Below are 23622 nucleotides of genomic sequence, written 5' to 3'. Positions count from 1 at the left end.
GCGGATGGTCGTGGAAGACGGACGGGCTGCCGTCCCGACACGGTTTCGGCACGGCTGTTAGGCGGACGATCGGCCTTAACAACCGCCCTGATCACCGCGCCAGTTCACGAATCGACATACTTGGACACGCAAAATGAGTTCCCATTTCCCGTTTTTATGGTGCACTAGGTCTCAAAGATATTCGAGGGATCGATTCCGGTCCTTTTTGAGAGAGTTTGCGCCATGGAAAATCCGATCCCCCTGAAACGCATTTCCCAAAATGTCGTCTTTCGCAAAGGTGACGTGTTTGTTCTGTTCGGCGAGCTGTTCGGGCGCGGTTACGCGACCGGGCTGATCGAAGAGGCCAAGCGTGCGGGCATGAAGATCGTCGGCATCACCGTCGGGCGCCGCGACGAGAACAACGCGCTGCGTCCGCTGACCGATGACGAACTGCAGGCTGCGGAAACGCAGCTCGGCGGCAAGATCATTAACGTTCCGCTGATGGCGGGCTTTGATCTCGACTCACCGGCCGGCACGCCGACCCCGACCGATCTTCTGGCCGACATGACGCTCGAAAGCTGGCAGACCGACAAACTGGACTGGGATCACATCGAGGCATGCCGCACAGTCGGCGTGGAGCGCTTCCGGGATTCGCTGACGAAAGTCATGGCGATCCTCGAAGACATGATCCCGGCCGGCAAGAATGTCTTCTTTGCTCATACGATGGCGGGTGGCATCCCCAAGGCGAAGGCTTTCCTCGTCATTGCCAACCGCATCTACAAGGGCCGCGGCGCCCGCCACATGTCCTCGCAGACACTGCTCGACAGCGACATGGGCAAGCTGATCCTTGCAAACTTCGACGAGGTTTCCGCCAACACCTATCACCACCTGATCGATCTCAGCACCGCCATCCGCACGCGGATCGAAGCAGCGGGCAACCAGGTGCGCTACACGGCCTATGGATATCACGGCACCGGCATCCTGATCGGCGACGAATATCGCTGGCAGACCTACACCAACTACACGCAGGGCTATGCCAAGATGCGCCTTGAGGATGTAGCGCGCAAGGCTTGGGCCGATGGCATCAAGGCGACCGTCTACAACTGCCCGGAAATCCGGACCAACTCTTCCGACGTGTTTGCCGGTATCGAACTGCCGCTCATCCCTCTCCTTCTCGCATTGAAGAAGGAAGGCGGCGGCGCCTGGGCTGAAGAACTGTGGCAGGCCTGCCAGGAGCGCCTGGCAGACGGCTACACGGTTGAAGACACGCTGCAGAAGATCATCGATCTTCAGGCAGACGAAGTCATGCAGCCCTTCTACGATTTCAAGCGTTGGCCGATGCCAAACAGCCAGGGCCAGTCCGATCTCACCATCGGCACCTCGGCCGAGATCACGCAGATGCACAAGGACAGCAAGGTTCTGATCAGCGATCTGCTGAGCACGCTGGTCGTTGAGGCAACCGGACAGCTGATCTTTGCGGAAACCTCGAACCCGACCGGTCCTGTCGTGTGGCTCAACCACGACATCGTCGCCCGCAAGCTCAATTCGACCCATGTGTCGAATGCGGATGCAGGCGTGACCGAAAAGGTCAGAATGCTCGCCTGAAAAAGGCCGCTGCACTCCATCGTGCCCGCCGACCCGCGTCGGCGGCACCATCGATGCAAAGATACTCCCTGACCGTCGCCCGGCATCGCTTTGCCCCTCAGGCCCTAGTCCGGGTCTTGCCCTGACGGTTGCTCCGGCCTACCAAGCCTTGAACGATCAACCACCCTTGATCCGTCTAAGACGCCGGATGGGTGAGCCATGGAAACCGTGATGGCAGACGAGGACAGGCAGACCACATCCGGCGAAACGATTACTCTTTACGAGGCGATCGGGGGTGATGCGACGGTTCGGGCCCTTGCGGCGCGCTTCTACACCCTGATGGATACGCTGCCGGAAGCTGCCCGCTGCCGGGCCGTTCATCCGCAAAGTCTGACGGGAAGTGAAGCGAAGTTCTATGACTATCTGACCGGCTATCTCGGCGGCCCGCCCGTCTATGTGGAAAAACACGGGCACCCTCGCCTTCGCTCGCGCCATTTCGGCGCTGAGATCGGACCGGTGGAGCGCGACGAATGGTTGCTGTGCTTCCGCCGCGCCATGGACGAGACGATCGCAAGCCCGGCCCTGCGCGACATCATCTGGCCGCCGATCGAGCGGCTGGCTCATCACATGCAAAACAGGGAATAGAGCCTTGGCGAGACTCGATAAACTGCGGCCGTTCATTCTCTTTGCGAGCGGTCTGATGGGCGCCTGCGGCGTAGGCCTTGCGGCTGCCGCAAGTCATGGCGGCGATACGCTTTTGCTCGGGTCTGCCTCGATGATGTGCCTGGCGCACGCGCCGGTGCTGCTCGCTCTTTATCTCGGACATCAGCAGATCCGCACAGCGACGCTGGCCGGTCTCATTCTGGGCCTTGGGACGATCGTGTTTGCGGGTGATCTGGTGGCGCGTCATTATCTCGGAAGCCGACTTTTTCCGTTTGCCGCGCCGCTCGGCGGCAATCTTATGATTCTCGGCTGGCTCGCAATCGCGATCGGAGCGTTTTTGCGCGCCGAGGACCGGCGCTAGAACGTCCGGGTTTGGCTCGAAGGTATCGATCTCGGCAAAGCCGTATCCTGCGAGCGGTCCATCGCGAGCCGGTAAAGCTCGGTCACCATGCCGTCGCCGCTCTGTTCGGCGAGCTTGTGCAGGACCGCCATCGCGTCGAGATCGCGCCCCTCGCGATCGAGAATAGGCTGATCAGGATAACCTGTTTTCATCATTGCGATCCTTGATTGTCTGCAGCGCCCGCTCAAGGCTTGACTTCGACCCGTTGCGCAAGGGGATGAAGGTGACGCCGAACTTCTTGCATCCGGTCTTTACCCGCAGACACGCATCGTGGCTGATACAGTCGATCGGGCAGAACACGCAGTCAACCGAGGGAAGCACCGTATCGATGCGGGAAACCGCCTCGCGCAACCCACCGTCGTGATGGATCAGTTCCGCGCCGTGGCGGGTGGCGATGGCGCGCAGATGGGCCACCTGGCAGTCCCGGCCGCCGACATAGAGAAAGCTGCGGATGTCGACCACTTCCCCGCCGATCCCGGAGGCGCCATTGGCAGCGCTGCGGTTCGAGGATGCCGCAGCATCGGATGCGGCATTGCCGCCACTCGTATTTTTCCGCTTCTGTTTCTTCGCCATGATGCTCTCCGTATTGGCCCGGAATAATTCGGGGCAAACCCCGTCGTTGGCGCACCATATGAAACTTGAATTTGAGAGTAAAGATTAAAGTCGACTCTTTCACTCATATTAATTGAGGGACGCAGCCCGCGTCGTTTTCGACCCACACGCGCGCCGAATGGCAGTTTTTCTGCTCACGTAGCGTATGGCAGCAGACCGTGGTTTTTCGGGGCATCGATAGGCAAGGCCGACGTAGGCTTACAGCTCGATCAACGAAGCCTCGGGATTCACAGCAGTTTTAGCGTACCCTATACTGAGCATTTGCTCAAAACCGAGAATAAATTCAGACCCTGGCGTGTACTGTCAGTTTTCGCCCAAGTCCGGACAAATATTCGCCCGCTATTTTAACCAGCGATTAGCGCAATTACGGCAATAGGTTAGGTGGGCGTCCTCGCGCATGCCGAGAATTGGCGGGTTGGGATGTATTGTTGGGCAAGTTGAAGTGGTGTGCACTATGGCAATTCGGGATATGGCTATTTCGAAGAAACTCGGCCTCGTTACCGTCGTAATGGGCCTTTCTTCTCTTATTATTGCAGGCGTTGCGGGAAGCGGGCTCTATGGCCTGCAAAAGGCAATCATTTCAGTCGGCGCGCGTGAAGAAGTCGCTCGTGAAGCGATGGATCTTCGGGTCGACATTATCGCAATTAGCCGCATGACCTATCAGCTGGCCGCGGCGCCGGACAAAGCCAAGGATTTCCGCATCGACGCCGAAAAGCGCGCCGGCGAAATGCTGGCCCGCCTGCCGAAGATCGAGGCAACCGCAGACGCTGCTGAACAGGATCAGCTGAAGACGGTGAGAGCCGCCCTCGACAGCTATTTCGTCTCGATCCGCAGCATGGTGGACACCGCCGAAAAGAATGCAGCCGACACCGCCGCCATTTCGGCTGCGCTGAAAAAGGCGCTGGATGGCCAGAAGGTCGTCACCGACTCCGTCAAGGTCTACAGCACCTATTCGGGCAAGGAACTGGCTGTGGCCCGCGAAGAAGCCGTTGCGTCCTCGACCACCGCCATGCTGGTTTCGGCGCTGTCGGCCCTCGCCTTCATCATCATCGGCGCCACGATCAGCACGATCGTCGCACGCCGTGGCATCGTTCGCCCCATCCGCGAGCTGACCGAAGCCATGACCCGCCTTGCCAAGGGCGATATGAACATCGATGGCGTCGACGCAAGCCGCGGCGACGAAATCGGCGCGATGGCCCGCGCCGTCGAGGTATTCCATACCAACGCTGTCGCCATGACCGACCTCAAGGCACAGGAAGCAGCCCTTCACGAGCGTTCCAGCGACCTGCAGACGTCGATTTCGAAAGTTGTCGCATCTGCTGTCGCCGGCGATTTTTCCGGCCGCATCCGCAAGGACTACCAGAACGAAGACCTCAACCGCTTTGCATCGGGCGTCAACCAGCTGGTGGAAAGCGTCGACAATGCCGTCACGGAAGTTCGCCGCGTCATCGCAGCGCTTGCCGATGCCGACCTGACCCAGAGCATGAACGGCCAGTTCCAGGGTGCATTTGCCGAGCTTCAGACCAACGTCAACTCGACGATGGACCGGCTAAGCGCCACCATGAGCAACGTGCGCGGCGCAGCCGGCACGATCAACGACAATTCCGCCGAACTGTCTTCGGCGGCAAACGACCTCTCCAAGCGGACCGAGCAGCAGGCTGCAGCGCTTGAAGAAACGGCAGCCGCCCTCGACGAGATCACCACGACGGTGCGTGCCGCCTCTGCCCGCGCCACCGAAGCCCGCGACATGGTCTACGAGACCAAGCAGAGTGCGGCAAAGTCGGGCGAAATCGTTCGCAGCGCCGTCACCGCCATGAGCCGCATTGAAGACAGCTCGACGAAGATCAGCCAGATCATCGGCGTCATCGACGAGATTGCCTTCCAGACCAACCTGTTGGCGCTGAACGCCGGCGTCGAAGCCGCCCGTGCTGGCGAAGCCGGTCGCGGCTTTGCCGTCGTCGCTCAGGAAGTGCGTGAGCTCGCCCAGCGCTCCGCCAATGCGGCAAAGGAAATCAAGACGCTAATCAGCGCCTCGGCTTCCGAAGTCGCAGGCGGCGTTTCGCTGGTGCGCTCGACAGGTACAGCACTTGTCGAGATCGAAAGCCTGGTCAACAAGGTCAACGAACATGTGGAATCCATCGCCACGGCTGCCCGCGAGCAGTCGACGGCGCTGGCCGAGATCAACTCCTCGGTCAACCACATGGACCAGATGACCCAGAAAAACGCGGCGATGGTGGAAGAAACGACGGCAGCGAGCGAGACGCTTGCAGCCGAAAGCCGCCAGCTTCAGGCGCTTCTTTCCAACTTCAAGCTGGAAGGCGGCAGTGAGCTCGGCGGCATGGCACGCCGGATGCGCGCGGCCTGATAAAAGCCTGGACAGTCAGACAGTGAAATCCCGGGGGCAGCGATGCTCTCGGGATTTTTCAATTCGGATCGGCCATCCGGCGATGGCCCGCAACGCTCAGCAGGGTTTCGGTCCCTGTTCCGGCTTGGTGTCGACCAGCGCACTGCTCACTGCTTCTTCATGATACCAGCAGTGGTCCTGCACCGCGACCGGGTAGGTCCCGACCGGCACCGTGGCGCCGTTCTCAAGACGGATCCGTGGCGTCAATGGAAATTGCAGGATCTGCGCTGTCTCACGATGGATGCCAATAACCATCCTATCGCCTCCTCCTCAATGCGCACTCAAACGCATACCAACCAGAGATATGCACATTTTTTGTGCTTTCTGCACTATTTTACATCATTTGCCTGTTCGGCGCTAGGCACGAATGAAAGCAAACGAGCTCAGGGCGATATAGTTTCGTCGGCGGAACTCAGACGCGAAGCAGAATTCCTAGTTTCAAGACCCCCGGTGGGTGCGCGAAAAATCGATTGATTTTCAAACGGGCTGGGATGATGGCGTTACAGTCGTCACCCGCAGACATGTAAGCCCGGCCAATCATACGACTTTTTTATCGGGATTTTCAGGCGACGACAAAAACTGGCACGGTATGTGCGTCCTATGTCTCATGCCCGGGATGCAGCGCTTTCGCGTCGCAGTCTCTGGATGGCTCAACCATGAACACCACGGCCTGAGAGATAAAATATGACCAAGTTTAAGCTCGAGTACATCTGGCTCGACGGTTACACCCCCGTCCCGAACCTGCGTGGCAAGACGCAGATCAAGGAATTCGACACCTTCCCGACGCTGGAACAGCTGCCGCTGTGGGGCTTCGACGGTTCGTCGACCAATCAGGCCGAAGGCCGTTCGTCCGACTGCGTGCTGAAGCCGGTCGCCATCTATCCGGATCCGGCCCGCACCAACGGTGCGCTGGTCATGTGCGAAGTGATGATGCCCGATGGCGTTACCCCGCACGCGTCCAACAGCCGCGCAACCATCCTCGACGACGAAGATGCATGGTTCGGTTTCGAACAGGAATACTTCTTCTACGAAGACGGCCGTCCGCTCGGCTTCCCGGAAAGCGGCTACCCCGCTCCGCAGGGTCCGTACTACACGGGCGTCGGCTACAAGAACGTCGGTTCGGTTGCCCGCGAAATCGTTGAAGAGCATCTCGACCAGTGCCTCGCAGCCGGCATCAACCACGAAGGCATCAATGCCGAAGTGGCCAAGGGCCAGTGGGAATTCCAGATTTTCGGCAAGGGCTCCAAGCGCGCCGCCGACCAGATCTGGATGGCCCGCTACCTGCTTCTGCGTCTGACGGAACAGTACGGCATCGACATCGAGTTCCATTGCAAGCCGCTCGGAGATACCGACTGGAACGGCTCCGGCATGCACTGCAACTTCTCGACCAAGTACATGCGCGAAGTGGGCGGCAAGGAGTATTTCGAGGCGCTGATGGCGCAGTTCGACAAGAACCTGCAGGACCATATCGACGTCTACGGCCCGGACAACCACCTGCGTCTGACCGGCAAGCACGAAACGGCTCCGTGGAACAAGTTCTCCTACGGCGTTGCCGACCGTGGCGCCTCGATCCGCGTGCCGCATTCCTTCGTCAACAACGGCTACAAGGGCTACCTCGAAGACCGCCGTCCGAACAGCCAGGGCGACCCCTACGCGATCGCCTCGCAGGTTCTGAAGACGATTTCGGAAGTGCCGCTCGCAAAGTCCGCTGCCGCTTAAGACACAACGTCCTCCCAAGGACAACGAAGACGCCGGCCTCGCGCCGGCGTTTTTTTGTTTCGGGGGTTCTGCACGTGAGGCTTTCCCGGCACGCTCCCCTGGATCGGTACCTCTCCGCCCTCAGGGCTCAGGGCTCACCCCTATCCGCCCTCATCCCCCTCTCCGCACCCTGAACCCTCTCCAAACCCTAATCCCTGTGCTCGTCACAGGGATCCAGCAGCGTCGCGTCCGCGGCGCGGAAGGGTCTTCTCAGCCCAAGGACTTGGGCTGACTGGATTCCTGTGACGAGCACAGGAATGAGGGAGTGTGGGAGGGCCGCTCGCGAAGACGGCTGCCGCTTGTGATCCCAAGTCGGCTGTCGCTTAGGACGCTGGAGCCATTGCCGCTTGAGGCGCAAAAGCTCTCTCCACCCTCATCCCTGTGCTCGTCACAGGGATCCAGCAGCGTCGCGTCTGCGGCGCGGGAAGGCTCTCCTTAGCCCAAGGACTTGGGCAGCCTGGATTCCTGTGAAAGGCACAGGAATGAGGGAGTGTGTGAGGGACGCCTCGCCAAGACGGCTGCCGCCGGAGATGCAACATCGGCTGCCGCTTGAGACGCAAAGTCCTCCGGGAAGCCCTAGGGCTTCAGCCCCTCCAGAAACAGCCCCTCCAGAAACCGCGCCGCATCCTCGAAACGGTCCTCGTCGTCCCGGTCCTGGCCGAGGACGGCGCGGACCTGGACGTCGAAATCGGCGTAATGTTGCGTGGTGGACCAGATCGAGAAGATCAGGTGATAAGGGTTGCAGGTGCGGATCTTGCCGGCTTTCGACCAGGCGCGGATGACGTCGGCCTTTTCATCGACCAGGTCTTTGAGGGGCCCCTTCAGCTCGTCCTCGATATGCGGCGCGCCCTGCAGGATTTCGTTGGCGAAAAGCCGGCTTTCGCGGGGGAAATCCCGCGCCATTTCCAGCTTGCGACGGATATAGGAGCGGATTTCCGAAGCCGGATTGCCTGTAGCGTCGAAAGCGCGCAGCGGCTCCAGCCAGGTCGAGAGAACCCGGTCGATCAGCTGGCGGTGGATCGCCTCCTTGGTGCGGAAATAATAGAGCAGGTTCGGCTTCGACATCCCCGCCGCCTCGGCAATCTGGTCGATCGTCGTGCCGCGGAAACCGCTGACCGAAAACACCTCGAGTGCCGCCTCGAGAATGACCTCTTCCTTCTCCTCCTGGATGCGGGTGCGCCGCTGCGTTTTAGCCGCTCGTGGAATGGCCATCCGTATCCTGCCTTGCAGTCCCAAACGCTGATCCAGATTCGTATCACGAGGCCCATTTTCAGGGCATGTGGCGCGAAAATAGGCGAGTATTTTTCGTGATTTACGGCTTGAGTGGCGGTCGGGACATTGTATGTTTTACCAGTCGGTCAAATTATCGATCACAGACAAAACAAACGCAATGCCGATGTTTCAGATCGTGCAAACGTCGGTCTGGAACGCGGCTCAAGCAGGCATAACGGGTGAGGACAGGATGATGGCGGCAGCACCGGGCGAGAACATGCGTGTGAACGGCGACCGGCTGTGGGACATGCTGGAGGAGATGGCAAAGATCGGCCCCGGTATTGCCGGCGGCAACAACCGCCAGACCCTGACCGACGAGGACGGCGAAGGGCGCCACCTGTTCAAGCGCTGGTGCGAAGACGCCGGCATGACCGTCAGCACCGACAAGATGGGCACGATGTTTGCGACCCGCGCCGGAACCGATCCGGATGCGTTTCCGGTCTATATCGGCTCCCACCTCGATACCCAGCCGACCGGCGGCAAATATGACGGCGTGCTGGGCGTGCTGGCAGGGCTCGAAGTCGTCCGCTCGATGAACGATCTCGGCGTCAAGACGAAGCATCCTGTCGTTGTCACCAACTGGGCGAACGAGGAAGGCGCGCGGTTTGCGCCGGCCATGCTTGCCTCCGGTGTGTTTGCCGGTGTTCATTCGCTCGACTACGCCTATAGCCGCAAGGATCCGGACGGCAAGACCTATGGCGAAGAGCTGAAGCGGATCGGCTGGCTGGGCGACGAAGAGGTCGGCGCCCGCAAGATGCATGCCTATTTCGAATATCATATCGAGCAGGGCCCGATCCTCGAAGCCGAGCAAAAGCAGATCGGCGTCGTTACCCATTGCCAGGGCCTGTGGTGGCTGGAATTCACGCTGACCGGCAAGGAAGCGCATACCGGCTCGACGCCGATGGACCGCCGCTGCAATGCGGGACTCGCGTTCGGCCGCATTCTGGAACTGGTGCAGACTGTGGCGATGGCGGAGCAGCCGGGCGCTGTCGCTGGCGTCGGCCAGGCGTTCTTCGCGCCCAATTCCCGCAACGTGCTGCCCGGCAAGGTCGTCTTTACCGTCGACATGCGCACGCCGACGCAGGAAAAGCTCGACCGCATGCGGGAAAAGATCGAGGCGGGCGCAATCGAGATCTGCGAAGCGCTCGGCGTCGGCTGCGCGGCGGAAGCCGTCGGTCATTTCGATCCGGTCACCTTCGATCCGGTTCTGGTCGGCCGGGTGCGCAATGCCGCGGTCAAGCTCGGCTACAGCCACCTGGACATCATTTCGGGCGCCGGCCACGATGCCTGCTGGGCGGCACGACTGGCACCCTCGACGATGATCTTCTGCCCCTGCGTCGACGGCGTCTCGCATAACGAGGCGGAAGAAATCTCCAAGGACTGGGCGGCCGCCGGCTGCGACGTGCTGCTGCACGCGGTGCTGGAAACGGCGGAGATTGAGGCTTGAGCGTAACCATCGCCATCGAACTTCCCGACCAGCCGGATGTCGCGGCCCTCATCGAGATGTCGGACAGCTTCATGGCCGGTCTGTATCCTCAAGAAGGGAATTTTGCGGTCGATATAAATGCGCTTTGCCAACCGGACATCGTATTCGTCGTGGCAAGGCTGGACGGAAAAGCGGTTGGTTGCGGAGGTCTCAAGTGGCTCGGCGACAAGACAGCAGAGGTGAAGCGCATTTTCGTGCACGACAATGCCCGCGGTCATGGCGTGGGGCGACGGATCATGGGCATGCTGGAAGACCTTGCAGCCTCGCATCGGATCGAGCGGGTTTATCTGGAGACGGGCCCCCTCAATACCGAAGCGATCGGTCTCTACCAAGGACTCGGCTACCGGACTTGCGGCGCCTTCGCGCAATATGACGAAAATCCCTACAGCCTGTTCATGGTCAAAGCTCTTGAAGCTGCCTGATCGACCGGAGATTGTGGAATGTGCCTTTCCTCGCTATGTTCGACGAGTTTCAATGTCGCGGAGCCAGCCGCATGTCACCCGCACCGGAAACCTCTGTTTTCGAGCCTCTCCGTGCCTTCCGTTCGACGAGGAAAGGCTGGAACTGGCTGAAGCCTAAGACCAGAGCGTTACGTGCCGGCCGAGCCGGAAAAGTCGTCCATCGCGCGGCAATGCGCCATCAGTGACAGGAGGCAATGACATGGGCAGGCCACGGGAAGTCTCTGAGGAAGAACGCGCCGAGCTGATCCGCAAGGGCTACCGGCCGATCGAGGTTTGGGTGCCGGACTTTACCAGCGAGGCCTATCGATTGCGGGCGGCGCTGCAGGCGAAGGCATCGGCGGAGGCGGATCGCAAGGCTGGCATCATCGAATTCAGTGACGAAAGTCCTGCCGAGGACTGGGACAGGCCGTGAATTTGAAACGAGGCGACATGGTCACGGCGGCGTTTCAGGGTGACCTTGGCAAGCCAAGACCCGCGGTCATCGTCCATGCCGACGAGTTCATCGAGGGCCACGTCACGCTTCTCCTATGCCCGCTGACGACGTTTCTTTCGGACTCTCCGGATTTTCGACCGACCCTGACGCCCTCAGCATCGAACGGGCTGCAGGCAATATCCCAGATCATGACCGACAAGATGACCCACCTTAGAAAGGCGTCGATCCGTCAGATCATTGGGCATCTCGGTGACGACGAGATGCAGCGACTTGAGAGTGCGTTGATCAGTATTATCGGCCTGCGGCAATCGGTGCTGCCAATCGCCACAATAAAATAAGGGAGCGAGCCATGACCACCATCATCAAGAACGGCACTGTCGTGACAGCCGACCTCACCTACAAGGCGGATGTGAAGATCGAGGGTGGTCGTATCGTCGAGATCGGGCCGGATCTCCGGGGCGAAGAGGTTCTGGATGCGTCAGGCGCCTACGTGATGCCGGGCGGGATCGATCCGCATGTGCATCTGGAAATGCCGTTCATGGGCACCTATTCGGCCGATGATTTCGATAGCGGCACGCGGGCGGCGCTTTCGGGCGGCAGCACGATGGTGGTGGATTTCTGCCTGCCCGAGCCGGGTCAGTCGCTGCTTGATGCGCTCAAGCGCTGGGACAACAAGGCGACCCGCGCCCATTGCGACTATTCCTTCCACATGGCGATCACCTGGTGGAGCGAGCAGGTGTTTGACGAGATGAAGGCGTTGGTGCGCAACCACGGGATCAACACGTTCAAGCACTTCATGGCCTACAAGGGCGCGCTGATGGTCAATGACGACGAGATGTTCGCCTCGTTCTCGCGCTGCGCCGAGCTTGGAGCCCTGCCGCTCGTACATGCGGAAAACGGCGATATCGTCGCCGCCATGCAGCAGAAACTGATGGACGCGGGCAATGACGGACCCGAGGCGCATGCCTATTCCCGCCCCGCTTCCGTCGAGGGCGAAGCGACCAACCGCGCCATCATCATTGCCGATACCGCGGGCGTTCCGCTCTATGTGGTGCACACGTCCTGCGAACAGGCGCATGAGGCGATCAGGCGCGCCCGCCAGTCCGGCATGCGGGTCTATGGCGAGCCGCTGATCCAGCATCTGACGCTCGACGAAAGCGAGTACGCCCATCCGGACTGGGATCATTCCGCCCGCCGCGTGATGTCGCCGCCGTTCCGCGACAAGCGCCATCAGGATTCGCTATGGGCGGGCCTGGCGGCCGGTTCGCTGCAGGTGGTAGCGACCGACCACTGCGCCTTCACCACCGACCAGAAACGCACCGGGCGCGGCGATTTCCGCAAGATCCCGAACGGCACCGGCGGCCTTGAAGACCGCCTGCCGATGCTGTGGACCCACGGCGTCGAGACCGGCCGCATCACCATGAACGAGTTCGTTGCGGTCACCTCCACCAACATCGCCAAGATCTTGAACATCTACCCGAAGAAGGGCGCGATCCTGGTTGGAGCCGACGCGGATATCGTGGTGCTCGACCCGAAGGCATCAAAGACGATTTCCGCCGCGACCCAGCAATCGGCGATCGATTACAACGTTTTCGAAGGCAAGCATGTGACCGGGCTGCCGCGCTTCACGCTGTCGCGCGGCAACGTCGCCTATGCCAATGGCGAGATCCGCACCAAGCCGGGCGACGGCAAGTTCGTGTCGCGGCCGCCCTTCCCGGCAGTCAGCAGGGCGCTGTCAGCCTGGAAGGAGATCACCGCGCCGCGCAAGGTGGAACGCGCTGGCATCCCGGCATCAGGCGTATGAGCGGCTTGATGACAGCGATACCCCATGGAGCGCAGGCGGGTGGCTCAGTCCACCAGCGCGTCCAGTTCCGGCAGCAGGACCACGCTTTCCTGCTCGTTGGGATCCGTGCGCGCGATGATCGCGGTGCAGGGCGTGCCCGACCGGTTGGCCGGCAGATGCGGAACGCCGGCCGGGATGTACATCAGCTCGCCCGCCTGCAGCACGACGTGGTTCTCCAGCCGGTCGCCATACCAGGTGTCGGCGGAGCCGGAGAGCATGTAGATCGCGGTCTCGTGGGTCTCGTGCAGATGCGCCTTGGCTTTTGCCCCCGGCGGAATGGTCAGAAGATGCATGCAGATGCCCTTGGAGCCGACCGTTTCGGCCGAAATGCCCTGCACATAGGTGAGGCCCTGCTTGCCGTCATAGGCAGCGTCGGGCCTGACGATACGGCAGGTCGGTCTTGATGACGTGTCCATTGAAATTCCCCCTCTCCAGCGGAGCCGCGGCCGCCTTCATGGCGCCGACGGCCGGATGTGCAGCTCCATGATACCAGAAAACCCGGCCCTTCAAACGATCAGCCACGCTTACGACGGAGCGCGCCCATGACCTACTCCGTCGTTTCCGCGAGAAATCTCGGCCTCACCTTCGAGACCGGCGACGGGCTGGTTCATGCGCTGTCTGATGTCGATCTCGACGTGAAGAAGGGCGACTTCGTCTCCTTCATCGGCCCCTCCGGCTGCGGCAAGACAACGTTTCTGCGGGTGATCGCCGATCTGGAACGGGCAACCTCGGGCGAAATCCTCGTCAACGGCATGACGCCGGAGGAGGCGCGCAAAAGCCGCTCCTACGGTTACGTGTTTCAGGCGCCTGCCCTTTATCCCTGGCGGACGATTGAGAACAACATAGCCCTTCCGCTCGAAATCATGGGCTACTCGACGGCAGAACGCGCGAGCCGCATCGAGCGGACGCTCGATCTCGTCAATCTCTCGGGCTTCGGCAAGAAATATCCGTGGCAGCTTTCCGGCGGCATGCAGCAGCGCGCCTCGATCGCCCGCGCGCTCGCCTTCGATGCCGATCTCCTTCTGATGGACGAACCCTTCGGCGCACTGGACGAGATCGTCCGCGACCATCTGAACGAGCAACTCCTGAAACTTTGGGAGCGGACGCAAAAGACCATCTGCTTCGTCACCCACTCGATCCCCGAGGCGGTCTATCTCTCCACCAAGATCGTGGTCATGTCACCGCGACCCGGGCGGGTGACCGACGTGATCACGTCGACCCTGCCGAAGGAACGCCCGCTGGATATCCGCGAGACGCCCGAATTCCTGGCGATCGCCCACCGGGTCCGCGAAGGTCTCCGCGCGGGGCACAGCTATGAGGAATAAGACCTGCGTCAGCAAAAAGACCCCTCCCCACCCTCCCCACAAGGGGGAGGGCTTAACTTGCCGCGCCCTCACCAAAAACCGTCTCTGCAGTGGAATATGGACTGAGCGGTGCAGCGTAGTCTCTCCCCCCTTGTGGGGGAGATGGCCGGCAGGCCAGAGGGGGTCTTTCTTTTACCGATCACATCAGCATGTCGCCGGGGTCTTGTCGTTTTTCGAGAAAGGAATTCGCATGCCGCATTCCAACATCGATCCCAGGACACGACGAAGCGCCAAACGGCTTCGCCGCGAACTGACCAAAGCCGAATCCGCGATGTGGACTATGCTCCGCGACTTCCGGCAGTTTGGCGCGCGCTTCAGGCGCGAGACTCCAATCGGTCCTTATATTGCTGATTTCGCGTGGCTTTCCGCCAGAATCGTGATCGAGGTGGATGGCGACAGTCATGAAACCGATCATGGTCGGGCTCACGACGTGCGGCGCGATGCGTTCATGAAGGGACAGGGCTTCACTGTCATGCGTTTCGATAACCATCAGGTCATTGACGGACCGGATTACGTCTTCACGACCATCGAAGCTCTAATCGCGCCTTTTCTGGAAAGGCCGCCGACATGACCACCCAGGACACACTGAAATCCCGCATCCTGCCCGTCGCAACAGTCGTCCTCGTCATCGTCGCGATCTGGTATGTCGGCGCGTATTTCATGAACGCGCCATTCCAGCGCGATCTCGACCGGCGCGGCAATGTGACCTCCACGCCGATGGAATTCCTCGGCAAGACGATGTCGCAGCCGAAACCGATCCTGCCGGCGCCGCATCAGGTGGCGTCGAATGTTTTCGAGAACACGTTTCTGCGCAGCGTTTCCTCAAATCGCAGCCTCGTCTATCACGCCTGGGTGACGCTCTCCTCGACGCTTGCGGGCTTCGGTTTCGGAACGCTTCTCGGCATCCTGATCGCGGTCGGCATCGTCCACGTGCGCGCGCTCGACCGCAGCCTGATGCCGTGGATCATCGCGTCGCAGACCGTGCCGATCCTTGCCGTCGCGCCGATGGTGATCGTCACGCTCGGCGCGATCGGGATTTCCGGTCTGGTGCCCAAGGCAGTGATCTCCACCTACCTCTCGTTCTTCCCCGTCGCAGTCGGTATGGTGAAGGGCCTGCGCTCGCCGGAACTGATCCAGCTCGATCTGATGCGCACCTATCATGCCAGCGCCGCACAGACTTTCTGGAAGCTGCGTGTCCCCGCCTCGGTGCCGTTCCTGTTTACCTCGATGAAGGTGGCGATTGCCGCAAGCTTGGTCGGTGCCATCGTTGGCGAGCTGCCGACCGGTGCTGTCGCCGGCATCGGCTCGAAGCTTCTCGCCGGCGCCTATTACAGCCAGACGATCGATATCTGGGCGGCGCTGGTTGCGGGCTCGGTGCTGGCATCGCTTCTGGTCGCAGTCGTCGGGATCGCCGGAAAGATCGTCAACCGCAACATGGGAGGAAAGCCGACATGAGCGCGCTGATGCGAACCTCCCTCCTCACGTCATGGCAGGGCTGGCTGTCCCTGGCGCTGTCGCTCGCCGCACTTGCGACCCTTCCGCTCCTCGATCCCGATGCGGTGGCGCGTTTTGCACCGATGGCACTATTTGCGATCTTCGCTCTGTCGATTGCAGGCGCGGTCGTTTCGTTTCTGCCGCTCCCGCCCCTGTTTCTCGCGGCAGCGATCTTCGTCTTCTGCCACCTGTCGACCAGCATCCTGATTTCAGGCCTCTCCGGAAACGAAGGCAAGGCGGCAACGGCGTTTTTCCTGATGATCGCCGCCAACTGGCTGCTGGCATGGCGCTGCGTCAGCCTGTTGTCGGAGATCCGGACCCGTTCCAGGTTTGCGGATGGGCTTCTGGGTCTCGCGATCCCGGCGATCTTCGGCGCGTGGCTGCTGATCCTGTGGGAGGCGCTCACCCGCGGCTTCGGCGTGCCCTTCATCCTCCTGCCGCCGCCCTCCTCGATCGGGCTGCGGATTGCAGCCTCGCTGTCGATCCTCTGGGCGGACGTCCAGCAGACCATCTTCAAGGCGGTGCTGGCGGGGTACATCCTCGGCTGCAGCGCGGGCTTCGTGGTGGCGATCCTGGCCGACCGCTTCGCCTTCCTGCGCGCAGGACTGATGCCGATCGGCAATCTGATGTCGGCGCTGCCGATCATCGGCGTCGCACCGGTCATGGTCATGTGGTTCGGTTTCGACTGGCAGTCGAAGGCCGCCGTCGTCACGATCATGACCTTCTTCCCGATGCTGGTGAACACGGTGGCCGGGCTTTCCGCCTCCGGAACGATGGAGCGTGACCTGATGCGCTCCTATGCGTCGGATTACCGGCAGACACTGATGAAGCTCAGGCTTCCGGCCGCCATGCCGTTCATCTTCAACGCGCTGAAGATCAATTCCACCCTGGCGCTGATCGGTGCCATCGTTGCGGAATTCTTCGGCACGCCGATCGTCGGCATGGGCTTTCGCATCTCCACCGAGATCGGCCGCATGAATGTTGACATGGTCTGGGCGGAAATCGCGGTTGCGGCGCTCGCCGGATCGCTCTTTTATGGCGTCGTCGCCCTTGCCGAGAGAGCAACGACATTCTGGCATCCGTCTAACCGTGGGGGTTAGTCGCTGACGATCCGCATCCCGAAAACGGGGGCGGCAACAAAAGAGGGAAACGACAATGAAAAAGATGATCATGGCACTGATGGCGGGAGCGTTCTCGCTTGCCGCATCCAATGCATTCGCCGCCGACAAGCTGACGCTGCAGCTGAAATGGGTCGCCCAGGGCCAGTTCGGCGGTTATTTCGTGGCCAAGGACAAGGGCTTCTACGAGGAGGAAGGCCTTGACGTGACGATCAAGCCGGGTGGTCCCGACATCGCTCCGGAACAGGTGATCGCCGGCGGCGGCGCCGACGTGATCGTCGACTGGATGGGCGGCGCGCTGGTTGCCCGCGAAAAGGGCGTACCGCTGACCAACATCGCCCAGCCTTTCGCCAAGTCCGGTCTCGAGCTGATTTGCCCGAAGGACGGCCCGGTCAAGACGGAAGCCGATTTCAAGGGCAAGACGCTCGGCGTCTGGTTCTTCGGCAACGAGTATCCGTTCTTTGCCTGGATGAACAAGATCGGCTTGAAGACCGAGGGCGGTACGGATGGCGTGACGGTTCTGAAGCAGAGCTTCGACGTCCAGCCGCTGATCCAGAAGCAGGCGGACTGCATCTCCGTCATGACCTATAACGAATACTGGCAGGCGATCGACGCCGGCTTCAAGGCCGAAGATCTGGTCGTCTTCAACTATACCAAGCTCGGCAACGACCTTCTGGAAGACGGGCTCTACGCTCTCGACACAAAGCTGGCCGATCCAAAGTTCAAGGAGAACATGGTCAAGTTCGTGCGCGCTTCGATGAAGGGCTGGAAATACGCGATCGAGAACCCGGAAGAAGCCGCAGAAATCGTCATGGACAATGGCGGCCAGGACGAGAACCACCAGAAGCGCATGATGGGCGAAGTGGCAAAGCTGATCGGCGACGGCAAGCTGGACATGGCGACCTACGAGCGCACGGTAAAGGCGCTGCTCGACCAGAAGATCATCACCAAGCAGCCGGATGGTGGCTACACGACCGATGTAACGACCGCCGCTCTTAAATAAGCAGGGCCTGATCGAGCCGATCTAACCTGCCGAAACAGTATATGCCCGGCGCGCTGCCGGGCATATTTTATGGGGCGGTAACCATCACTGATCTTGGTCTTGGCATTTCCGCGAGCAGATTGATTTGCGGCGACGGAAGCCGTAAAAACACGGGACATGAATTTGTCGGATGACGGACTTGTGGCGGCTTTGGGTCGTCACCACCTCATCAGGTACTGCGCAGGGAGGGGCGCGGATCCCGGACAGCGAAATAAAGACCCTCTGGTGCATCGGAAGTCGTCGCATGTTTCGCATTTCGTCAAAGCTCGCGTTGTTGGCGGCGTCCCTCGCCCCTGCCCTGATCACGCTCCTCGCCTTTCCGGCATTGGCGCAGCAAGCACAGCCGACCGCACCGCAGAAGAACCTTCCGTCGATCATCGTGACCGAGGCCAAAACCCGCCCGATGACCGATCGGGTCATCGCGACCGGTACGATCCGCCCGATCGAGGAAATCTACATCCAGCCTCTGGTCGACGGTCTCTCTATCCGCAGCGTCGATGCCGATGTCGGCGACGAGGTGAAGCAGGACGCGGTTCTCGCAACCCTCAACGACGACTCGCTCATTCTGCAAAAAAGCCAGCTTGAGGCAAACAGGGCCAAGGCCGAGGCCGGCGTCGCGCAATACAAGGCGCAGGTGATCGAGGCCGAAGCCAATCTTGCCGACGCCATCCGCCAGCGCGACCGCACCAGAAAACTCGGACAAAACGGCACGAGCAGCCAGAGCCAGGTCGAACAGACGCAGGCCCAGGTTGAAGTCGCCGAAGCACGGCTGAACGCGGCGAAACAGGCCGTTTCCGTCGGTGAGGCCGACGTCAAGGTCGTCGATGCGCAGATCAAGGACGTCGACCTCAACCTTGCCCGCACCGGCGTCAAAAGCCCGGTTGATGGCGTCGTCACGGCCAAGAATGCGCGGATCGGCGCGATTGCCGCCGGCGCCGGCGAACCGCTCTTCACCATCATCAAGGACGGCGCGATCGAACTCGTGGTCGATCTTTCGGAAACCGACATCCAGAAGGTCAAGCTCGGCCAGAAGGCGATCATCACCATTGCCGGCGGCACACGCAAGATCGAAGGTAAGGTGCGGATCGTTTCGCCCTCCGTCGATGCGACCACCCGCCTCGGCGCCGTGCATATCGTCGTCGATGACGAGAGTGGTGCCCGATCGGGCATGTATGGCAGTGCGGAGATCGTCATCACCGAAACGACGGCGCTGGCCCTGCCGCTCTCGGCCGTGACCACGGCGCCGTCGGGCTCGGTCACCCGCAAGGTGGAAGGCGACACCGTCAAGCAGGTCAAGATAGAAACCGGCATTCAGGACGGCGGCTTCATCCAGATCGTCAGTGGCATTGCCGAGGGCGACCGGGTCGTCGCCAAGGCCGGCGCCTTCGTGCGCGACGGCGACAAGATCAACCCGGTCCTGCCGGGCTCAAAGGCTGGCGCCGACAAGGCCGAAGCTGACCGGGCCCCGCCCGCCGCTGTTTCGAATTGAGGACGCGAAGATGAACTTCTCCGCCTGGTCCATCCGCAACCCGATCGCGCCGCTTCTCGGCTTTGCCCTGTTGCTGTACGTCGGCATCCAGTCCTTCTATGCGCTGCCGATCACCCGCTTCCCGAATATCGACGTGCCCGTCGTCTCCGTCACCGTCGTCCAGTCCGGCGCATCGCCTGCCGAACTGGAAGTACAGGTGACCAAGGAGATCGAGGATGCCGTCGCCTCGATCAGCGGCATCGACGAAGTCCAGTCCACCATCACCGATGGCCAGTCGCAGACGGTCGTCGTCTTCCGTATCGAAAAGCCAACGCCCGAAGCGGTGCAGGATACCAAGGACGCGATCGACAAGATCCGCGGCGACCTGCCGGCCGGCATCGAGGAACCGATCGTCACCAAGGTCGATGTCGAAGGACAGGCGATCCAGACATTCGCCGTCTCGTCGCCGAACATGACGCTCGAAGAACTCTCCTGGTTCGTCGACGACACGGTGACGCGGGCGCTGGAAGGCCAGGCCGGGATCGGCCGGATCGACCGTTACGGCGGCTCCGATCGCGAAGTGCGCGTGTCGCTCAATCCCGCCAAGCTCGATGCCTATGGCATCACGGCAGCCGACGTGAACCAGCAGATCCGCGGCACCAACGTCAACCTCGGCTCCGGCCGCGGCCAGGTGGCCGGCAACGAACAGACAATCCGCACGCTCGGCGATGCCCGCGATGTGGCGCAGCTGGCCGAGACGTCGATCAGCCTTTCCAACAATCGTTTCGTGCGGCTGTCGGAACTCGGCACCGTCACCGATACCTATGAGGAGCAGAAATCCTTCTCGCGCTTCAACGGCACGCCGGCCGTCACCTTCGCCGTCTTCCGCGCGAAGGGTGCAAGCGAAGTCTCCGTCGCCGAAACCGTGGCGGAAAGCCTCGACGGCGTGCGCAAGGCGCATCCAGACGTTGCGATCGCCATGGTCGACGACTCCGTCTATTTCACCTACGGCAATTACGAAGCAGCCCTTCACACGCTGGTGGAAGGCTCGATCCTTGCCATCATCGTCGTCATGCTGTTCCTGCGCAACTGGCGCGCAACGCTGATCGCAGCCGTCGCCCTGCCGCTGTCGGCGATCCCCACCTTCTGGGTCATGGACTTGATGGGGTTCTCGCTTAACCTCGTCTCATTCCTGGCGCTGACGCTTGCGACCGGTATTCTGGTGGATGACGCGATCGTCGAGATCGAAAACATCGCCCGCCATATCAAGATGGGCAAGACGCCATACAAGGCCGCACTCGAGGCGGCCGACGAAATCGGGCTCGCCGTCATCGCGACCAGCTTCACCATCATCGCCGTGTTCGTGCCCGTTTCCTTCATGCCGGGCGTTCCCGGACAGTATTTCATCCAGTTCGGCCTGACCGTCGCCTTCTCGGTCTTCTTCTCGCTGGCGGTCGCGCGCCTGATCACGCCGCTGATGGCGGCCTATCTGATGCGCGCCGAAGACGGGATGGAAGACCATCACGACAATGACGGCTGGATCATGCGCGCCTATACGCGCCTCGTCACCGGCACGACCCGCAAATGGTACTGGCGCTATGCGACGCTTCTTGGCGCCATCGCCTTCCTCGCCGGCTCGCTCATGCTGCTGAGCAAGGTGCCCGGCAGCTTCCTGCCGCCCGACGATTCCTCGCGCGTCGTTCTCTCCGTCGAGCTGCCGCCCAATGCGACACTGGAAGAGACCGCCGAGACGTCTGAAAAGATCGACCGCGCGGTTCGCGATATCGACGGCGTCGAAAGCGTCTTCGTGCTCGGTGGCGCATCGCCCAAGGGCGATCTCGAACTGCGCCGTTCGACCGTTCGTGTCATCCTCGAAAACATCGACCATTCGCTGATCAAGACGCTGGTCAACAAGGGGCTGGGCAGCCTGCCGCTGATCGGCTCTTCTTTGCCGAAAATGGAAGAACATGGCCGTACCCGTCCGCAATGGGACGTGGAAAAGGACATCTTTGCCGCAATCCGCGATATCCCGGACGTGCGTATCTCGAAGGTCAACGACCGCGCCGAGCGCGAACTGGCGTTCAACTTCCTCTCCGACAACGAGGCGGACCTGAACGATGCGATCGGGCTCCTGGAATCGCGCCTGCGCGCTTCGCCGATCCTTGCCAACGTCTCCTCCGACGGCGCCCTGCCCCGGCCGGAACTGCAGATCCGTCCGCGCATGGCGGAAGCCGCGCGCCTCGGCATTACGCCGCAGCAGATCTCCGAAACGGTGCGCGTCGCAACCATCGGCGATATCGACGCCAATCTCGCCAAGATCAACCTGGATGACCGGCAGATCCCGATCCGTGTCCAGACCTCACTCGATGTGCGGCGTGATCTAGCAGCGATCAAGGCGTTGAAGCTGAGGACCGCAAGCGGCGCCACGGTGCCGCTCACCAGTGTTGCCGACGTGGATTATTCGGAAGGCCCGAGCTCGATCACGCGCAACGACCGCAACCGCGTCGTGGCGATCGGCTCGGATGTGCCCTTCGGCACGGCACTCGACACGTCGTCGGCCGAGTTCAAACGCATCGTCGACGAAACCAACCTTCCGCCATCCGTTCGGCTGGCCGAAAGCGGCGACGCCAAGGTGCAGGCGGAAATGACCCAGAGCTTCGGCAATGCCATGCTCATGGGCCTGCTTCTGGTTCTGGTCGTGCTGATCCTGCTGTTCAAGGACGTCATTCAGCCGCTGACCATCCTGTTCTCGCTGCCGCTTGCGATCGGCGGCGTGGCGGTGGCGCTGATTGTCACCCAGAACGCGCTGTCGATGCCGGTTCTGATCGGTATCCTGATGCTGATGGGGATTGTCACGAAGAACGCCATCCTGCTCGTGGATTTCGCCATCGAGATGAAACGCCACGGACTGGAGCGTGTTCACGCGATGGTCGAAGCCGGCCGCAAGCGCGCCCGCCCGATCATCATGACGTCTATCGCCATGTCGGCCGGCATGTTGCCCTCGGCGATGGGTATCGGCGAAGGCGGATCGTTCCGCGCCCCGATGGCAATCGCCGTGATCGGCGGCATCATCGTTTCCACCGTCCTGTCGCTCCTCGTTGTCCCCGCCTTCTTCCTCATCATGGACGATCTTTCCGGCCTGCTCGGGCGGATCTTCGGTCGCTTGGTCGGCAAGAAAGAAGAGGAGGATTTCGGCCTTTCCAACGAGGAACTGACCCAGGAGAACCGTGACCTCGGCGAGCGGCTTCGCCGGCTGGAACGCGAAAACGGCATCGACCACGATATGCTCAGCGCCGCTGGCGGCGCCAAGGTCCTGCGGCTTCCGCCTATGGCTGCGGAGTAAAATCACCGGTCCGAGCAAGCGATTCCGGGTGGGGCAGAAGACGTCGAAGGGTGCGGAAATGCAAAAGCGCATCCCGATCGCAAAGAATCTTGGACGATTTGATCGACGTCAAAACGCGCTTCGGAGCACGTGTTAATTTAGAATAATTACATTCTAGGAAGCTCCCCGCCAGAAAAGAAGAACGGACATGGGCAACGGCGACATCAAACTCAACAATCGCGACCGCGCGGTTCTCATGAAAACGCCTTTCATGCACGGCCTGACCGGTAACTCGCTGGTCAAGATGCTGTCGGCGATGAGTGTCGAGACAGTGTCCGCCCGTGACCTCATCGTGCGAGAGGGCCAACGTGCCGAAGCGTTTTACTGTGTGCTGAATGGCTATGTCCGCCTCTACCGGCTGAGCCGAGACGGGCGCGATGCGGATATCCGCATTTCCGCACCGGGAGATACGTTCGGCGAGTGCATGCTTTATGCGGACCGGAAGTATCCCTTTTTCGCCCAGGCCGCAGAGACCTGCACGCTGGTGCGTTTCGACCTGCAGACGGTCAAGGATCTGGCTGAAGAGGATCCCGGTATCTCCCGCGCCGTGATGACGACCCTGTCGCGTCATCTGATCAGCACGATGGACTGTGTTGCCAACGACCGGCTGTTCACGGCGCCGCAACGGGTGGCAAACTACATCCTCAGCCGCTGCCCGGTTGACGGTGGACCGGCAGCCATCCGCCTGCCGTTCCAGAAAAGCCTGCTCGCCGGCATGCTGGGACTGGCTCCCGAAGCCCTGTCGCGCGCCTTTTCGTCCCTGCGCAAGACAGGCGTCACGGTTCGCGGCCGCATCATCCAGGTGGTGGACGTGCAGGCGCTGCGGGAAATCTGAACCGTCGAAGCAAGTAACCCGGGA

At 61.3% G+C, this 23622-nt stretch carries 22 protein-coding genes and 1 pseudogene; 18 read left to right on the top strand and 5 right to left on the bottom strand.

Going from position 1 to position 23622, the window contains the following annotated elements; genetic code table 11:
- Positions 1 to 222 precede the first annotated feature (222 nt).
- The 3 genes from ASG19_RS08620 to ASG19_RS08610 all read left to right on the top strand — a co-directional run bounded on the left by ASG19_RS08620 (position 223) and on the right by ASG19_RS08610 (position 2587).
- On the top strand, positions 223 to 1584 hold the full coding sequence (locus ASG19_RS08620; protein WP_062455294.1) for a hypothetical protein: 1362 nt from the start codon (positions 223 to 225) through the stop codon (positions 1582 to 1584).
- 198 nt (positions 1585 to 1782) lie between these two features.
- Entirely contained in the window at positions 1783 to 2208 is a 426-nt protein-coding gene (locus ASG19_RS08615) for a group II truncated hemoglobin (protein ID WP_244476126.1), read from the top strand.
- A 55-nt stretch (positions 2209 to 2263) separates the two neighbouring features.
- Positions 2264 to 2587 (top strand): DUF423 domain-containing protein, encoded by a 324-nt coding sequence (locus ASG19_RS08610; RefSeq protein ID WP_082476311.1) that lies wholly within the window; start codon positions 2264 to 2266, stop codon positions 2585 to 2587.
- Here the strand turns inward: ASG19_RS08610 and ASG19_RS08605 are convergent.
- The gene (locus tag ASG19_RS08605) at positions 2584 to 2778 is read right to left on the bottom strand and encodes a hypothetical protein (RefSeq protein ID WP_062455292.1); all 195 of its coding nucleotides are present in this window, start codon (positions 2776 to 2778) and stop codon (positions 2584 to 2586) included. The two genes, ASG19_RS08610 and ASG19_RS08605, sit on opposite strands and share 4 nt — an antisense overlap.
- Positions 2759 to 3085, bottom strand: a pseudogene (locus ASG19_RS08600) (DUF2325 domain-containing protein); the annotation flags it as partial. The pseudogene ASG19_RS08600 and the gene ASG19_RS08605, both read right to left, overlap by 20 nt.
- A 607-nt stretch (positions 3086 to 3692) precedes the next feature.
- On the opposite strand from ASG19_RS08600, the gene ASG19_RS08595 reads away from it, so the two are divergent.
- Positions 3693 to 5603 (top strand): methyl-accepting chemotaxis protein, encoded by a 1911-nt coding sequence (locus ASG19_RS08595; protein ID WP_062455288.1) that lies wholly within the window; start codon positions 3693 to 3695, stop codon positions 5601 to 5603.
- 96 nt (positions 5604 to 5699) lie between these two features.
- Here ASG19_RS08595 and ASG19_RS08590 read toward each other — a convergent pair whose 3' ends face one another.
- Positions 5700 to 5897 (bottom strand): DUF2735 domain-containing protein, encoded by a 198-nt coding sequence (locus ASG19_RS08590; RefSeq protein ID WP_062455286.1) that lies wholly within the window; start codon positions 5895 to 5897, stop codon positions 5700 to 5702.
- A gap of 429 nt (positions 5898 to 6326) precedes the next feature.
- Between ASG19_RS08590 and ASG19_RS08585 the strand changes: the two genes are divergently transcribed.
- Positions 6327 to 7361, top strand: coding sequence for a glutamine synthetase beta-grasp domain-containing protein (locus ASG19_RS08585; RefSeq protein WP_062455284.1), 1035 nt, complete (start codon positions 6327 to 6329; stop codon positions 7359 to 7361).
- Positions 7362 to 7976: 615 nt separating this feature from the next.
- Here the strand turns inward: ASG19_RS08585 and ASG19_RS08580 are convergent.
- Positions 7977 to 8612 (bottom strand): TetR family transcriptional regulator C-terminal domain-containing protein, encoded by a 636-nt coding sequence (locus ASG19_RS08580; protein ID WP_062455282.1) that lies wholly within the window; start codon positions 8610 to 8612, stop codon positions 7977 to 7979.
- Positions 8613 to 8865: 253 nt separating this feature from the next.
- Between ASG19_RS08580 and ASG19_RS08575 the strand changes: the two genes are divergently transcribed.
- The 5 genes from ASG19_RS08575 to hydA all read left to right on the top strand — a co-directional run bounded on the left by ASG19_RS08575 (position 8866) and on the right by hydA (position 12856).
- Positions 8866 to 10119 (top strand): Zn-dependent hydrolase, encoded by a 1254-nt coding sequence (locus tag ASG19_RS08575; protein WP_062457847.1) that lies wholly within the window; start codon positions 8866 to 8868, stop codon positions 10117 to 10119.
- A complete protein-coding gene (locus tag ASG19_RS08570) occupies positions 10116 to 10580 on the top strand; it encodes a GNAT family N-acetyltransferase (protein ID WP_062455280.1) in 465 nt (154 codons plus the stop codon). Before ASG19_RS08575 ends, ASG19_RS08570 begins: the two co-directional genes overlap by 4 nt.
- A 238-nt stretch (positions 10581 to 10818) precedes the next feature.
- Positions 10819 to 11031, top strand: a complete 213-nt coding sequence (locus ASG19_RS08565; protein WP_062455277.1) for an antitoxin MazE-like protein — start codon at positions 10819 to 10821, stop codon at positions 11029 to 11031.
- Positions 11028 to 11390, top strand: a complete 363-nt coding sequence (locus ASG19_RS08560) for a type II toxin-antitoxin system PemK/MazF family toxin (protein WP_244476124.1) — start codon at positions 11028 to 11030, stop codon at positions 11388 to 11390. Before ASG19_RS08565 ends, ASG19_RS08560 begins: the two co-directional genes overlap by 4 nt.
- Before the next feature lie 11 nt (positions 11391 to 11401).
- The gene (hydA, locus tag ASG19_RS08555; protein ID WP_062455272.1) at positions 11402 to 12856 is read left to right on the top strand and encodes a dihydropyrimidinase; all 1455 of its coding nucleotides are present in this window, start codon (positions 11402 to 11404) and stop codon (positions 12854 to 12856) included.
- 44 nt (positions 12857 to 12900) lie between these two features.
- Here the strand turns inward: hydA and ASG19_RS08550 are convergent, their stop codons facing one another.
- Positions 12901 to 13311, bottom strand: a complete 411-nt coding sequence (locus ASG19_RS08550) for a cupin domain-containing protein (RefSeq protein ID WP_062455270.1) — start codon at positions 13309 to 13311, stop codon at positions 12901 to 12903.
- A 126-nt stretch (positions 13312 to 13437) separates the two neighbouring features.
- Here ASG19_RS08550 and ASG19_RS08545 point away from each other — a divergent pair, with 126 nt between their 5' ends.
- From ASG19_RS08545 to ASG19_RS08510, 8 genes are all read left to right on the top strand, one after another.
- Positions 13438 to 14220 carry an ABC transporter ATP-binding protein gene (locus ASG19_RS08545; RefSeq protein ID WP_062455268.1) on the top strand — a complete coding sequence of 261 codons (783 nt, stop codon included), beginning with the start codon at positions 13438 to 13440 and terminating at the stop codon, positions 14218 to 14220.
- Positions 14221 to 14449: 229 nt separating this feature from the next.
- On the top strand, positions 14450 to 14830 hold the full coding sequence (locus tag ASG19_RS08540; RefSeq protein ID WP_062455266.1) for a DUF559 domain-containing protein: 381 nt from the start codon (positions 14450 to 14452) through the stop codon (positions 14828 to 14830).
- A complete protein-coding gene (locus ASG19_RS08535) occupies positions 14827 to 15714 on the top strand; it encodes an ABC transporter permease (protein WP_062455264.1) in 888 nt (295 codons plus the stop codon). Before ASG19_RS08540 ends, ASG19_RS08535 begins: the two co-directional genes overlap by 4 nt.
- Positions 15715 to 15722: 8 nt before the next feature.
- Positions 15723 to 16853: an ABC transporter permease gene (locus ASG19_RS08530; protein ID WP_062457844.1), complete on the top strand. Its 1131-nt coding sequence runs from the start codon at positions 15723 to 15725 to the stop codon at positions 16851 to 16853.
- 55 nt (positions 16854 to 16908) lie between these two features.
- A complete protein-coding gene (locus ASG19_RS08525; RefSeq protein WP_062455262.1) occupies positions 16909 to 17874 on the top strand; it encodes an ABC transporter substrate-binding protein in 966 nt (321 codons plus the stop codon).
- A gap of 283 nt (positions 17875 to 18157) precedes the next feature.
- Positions 18158 to 19402 carry an efflux RND transporter periplasmic adaptor subunit gene (locus ASG19_RS08520; RefSeq protein ID WP_082476260.1) on the top strand — a complete coding sequence of 415 codons (1245 nt, stop codon included), beginning with the start codon at positions 18158 to 18160 and terminating at the stop codon, positions 19400 to 19402.
- Between the two features lie 10 nt (positions 19403 to 19412).
- Positions 19413 to 22724, top strand: a complete 3312-nt coding sequence (locus ASG19_RS08515; RefSeq protein ID WP_062455261.1) for an efflux RND transporter permease subunit — start codon at positions 19413 to 19415, stop codon at positions 22722 to 22724.
- A 187-nt stretch (positions 22725 to 22911) separates the two neighbouring features.
- The gene (locus ASG19_RS08510; RefSeq protein ID WP_062455259.1) at positions 22912 to 23598 is read left to right on the top strand and encodes a Crp/Fnr family transcriptional regulator; all 687 of its coding nucleotides are present in this window, start codon (positions 22912 to 22914) and stop codon (positions 23596 to 23598) included.
- The last annotated feature ends 24 nt before the right edge of the window (positions 23599 to 23622 follow it).

Source organism: Rhizobium sp. Leaf306 (genome assembly GCF_001423425.1).
Taxonomy (GTDB): domain Bacteria; phylum Pseudomonadota; class Alphaproteobacteria; order Rhizobiales; family Rhizobiaceae; genus Neorhizobium; species Neorhizobium soli.
The sequence above is the reverse complement of the archived record's forward strand: the minus strand, read 5'-3'. Positions and strand labels throughout refer to the sequence as shown.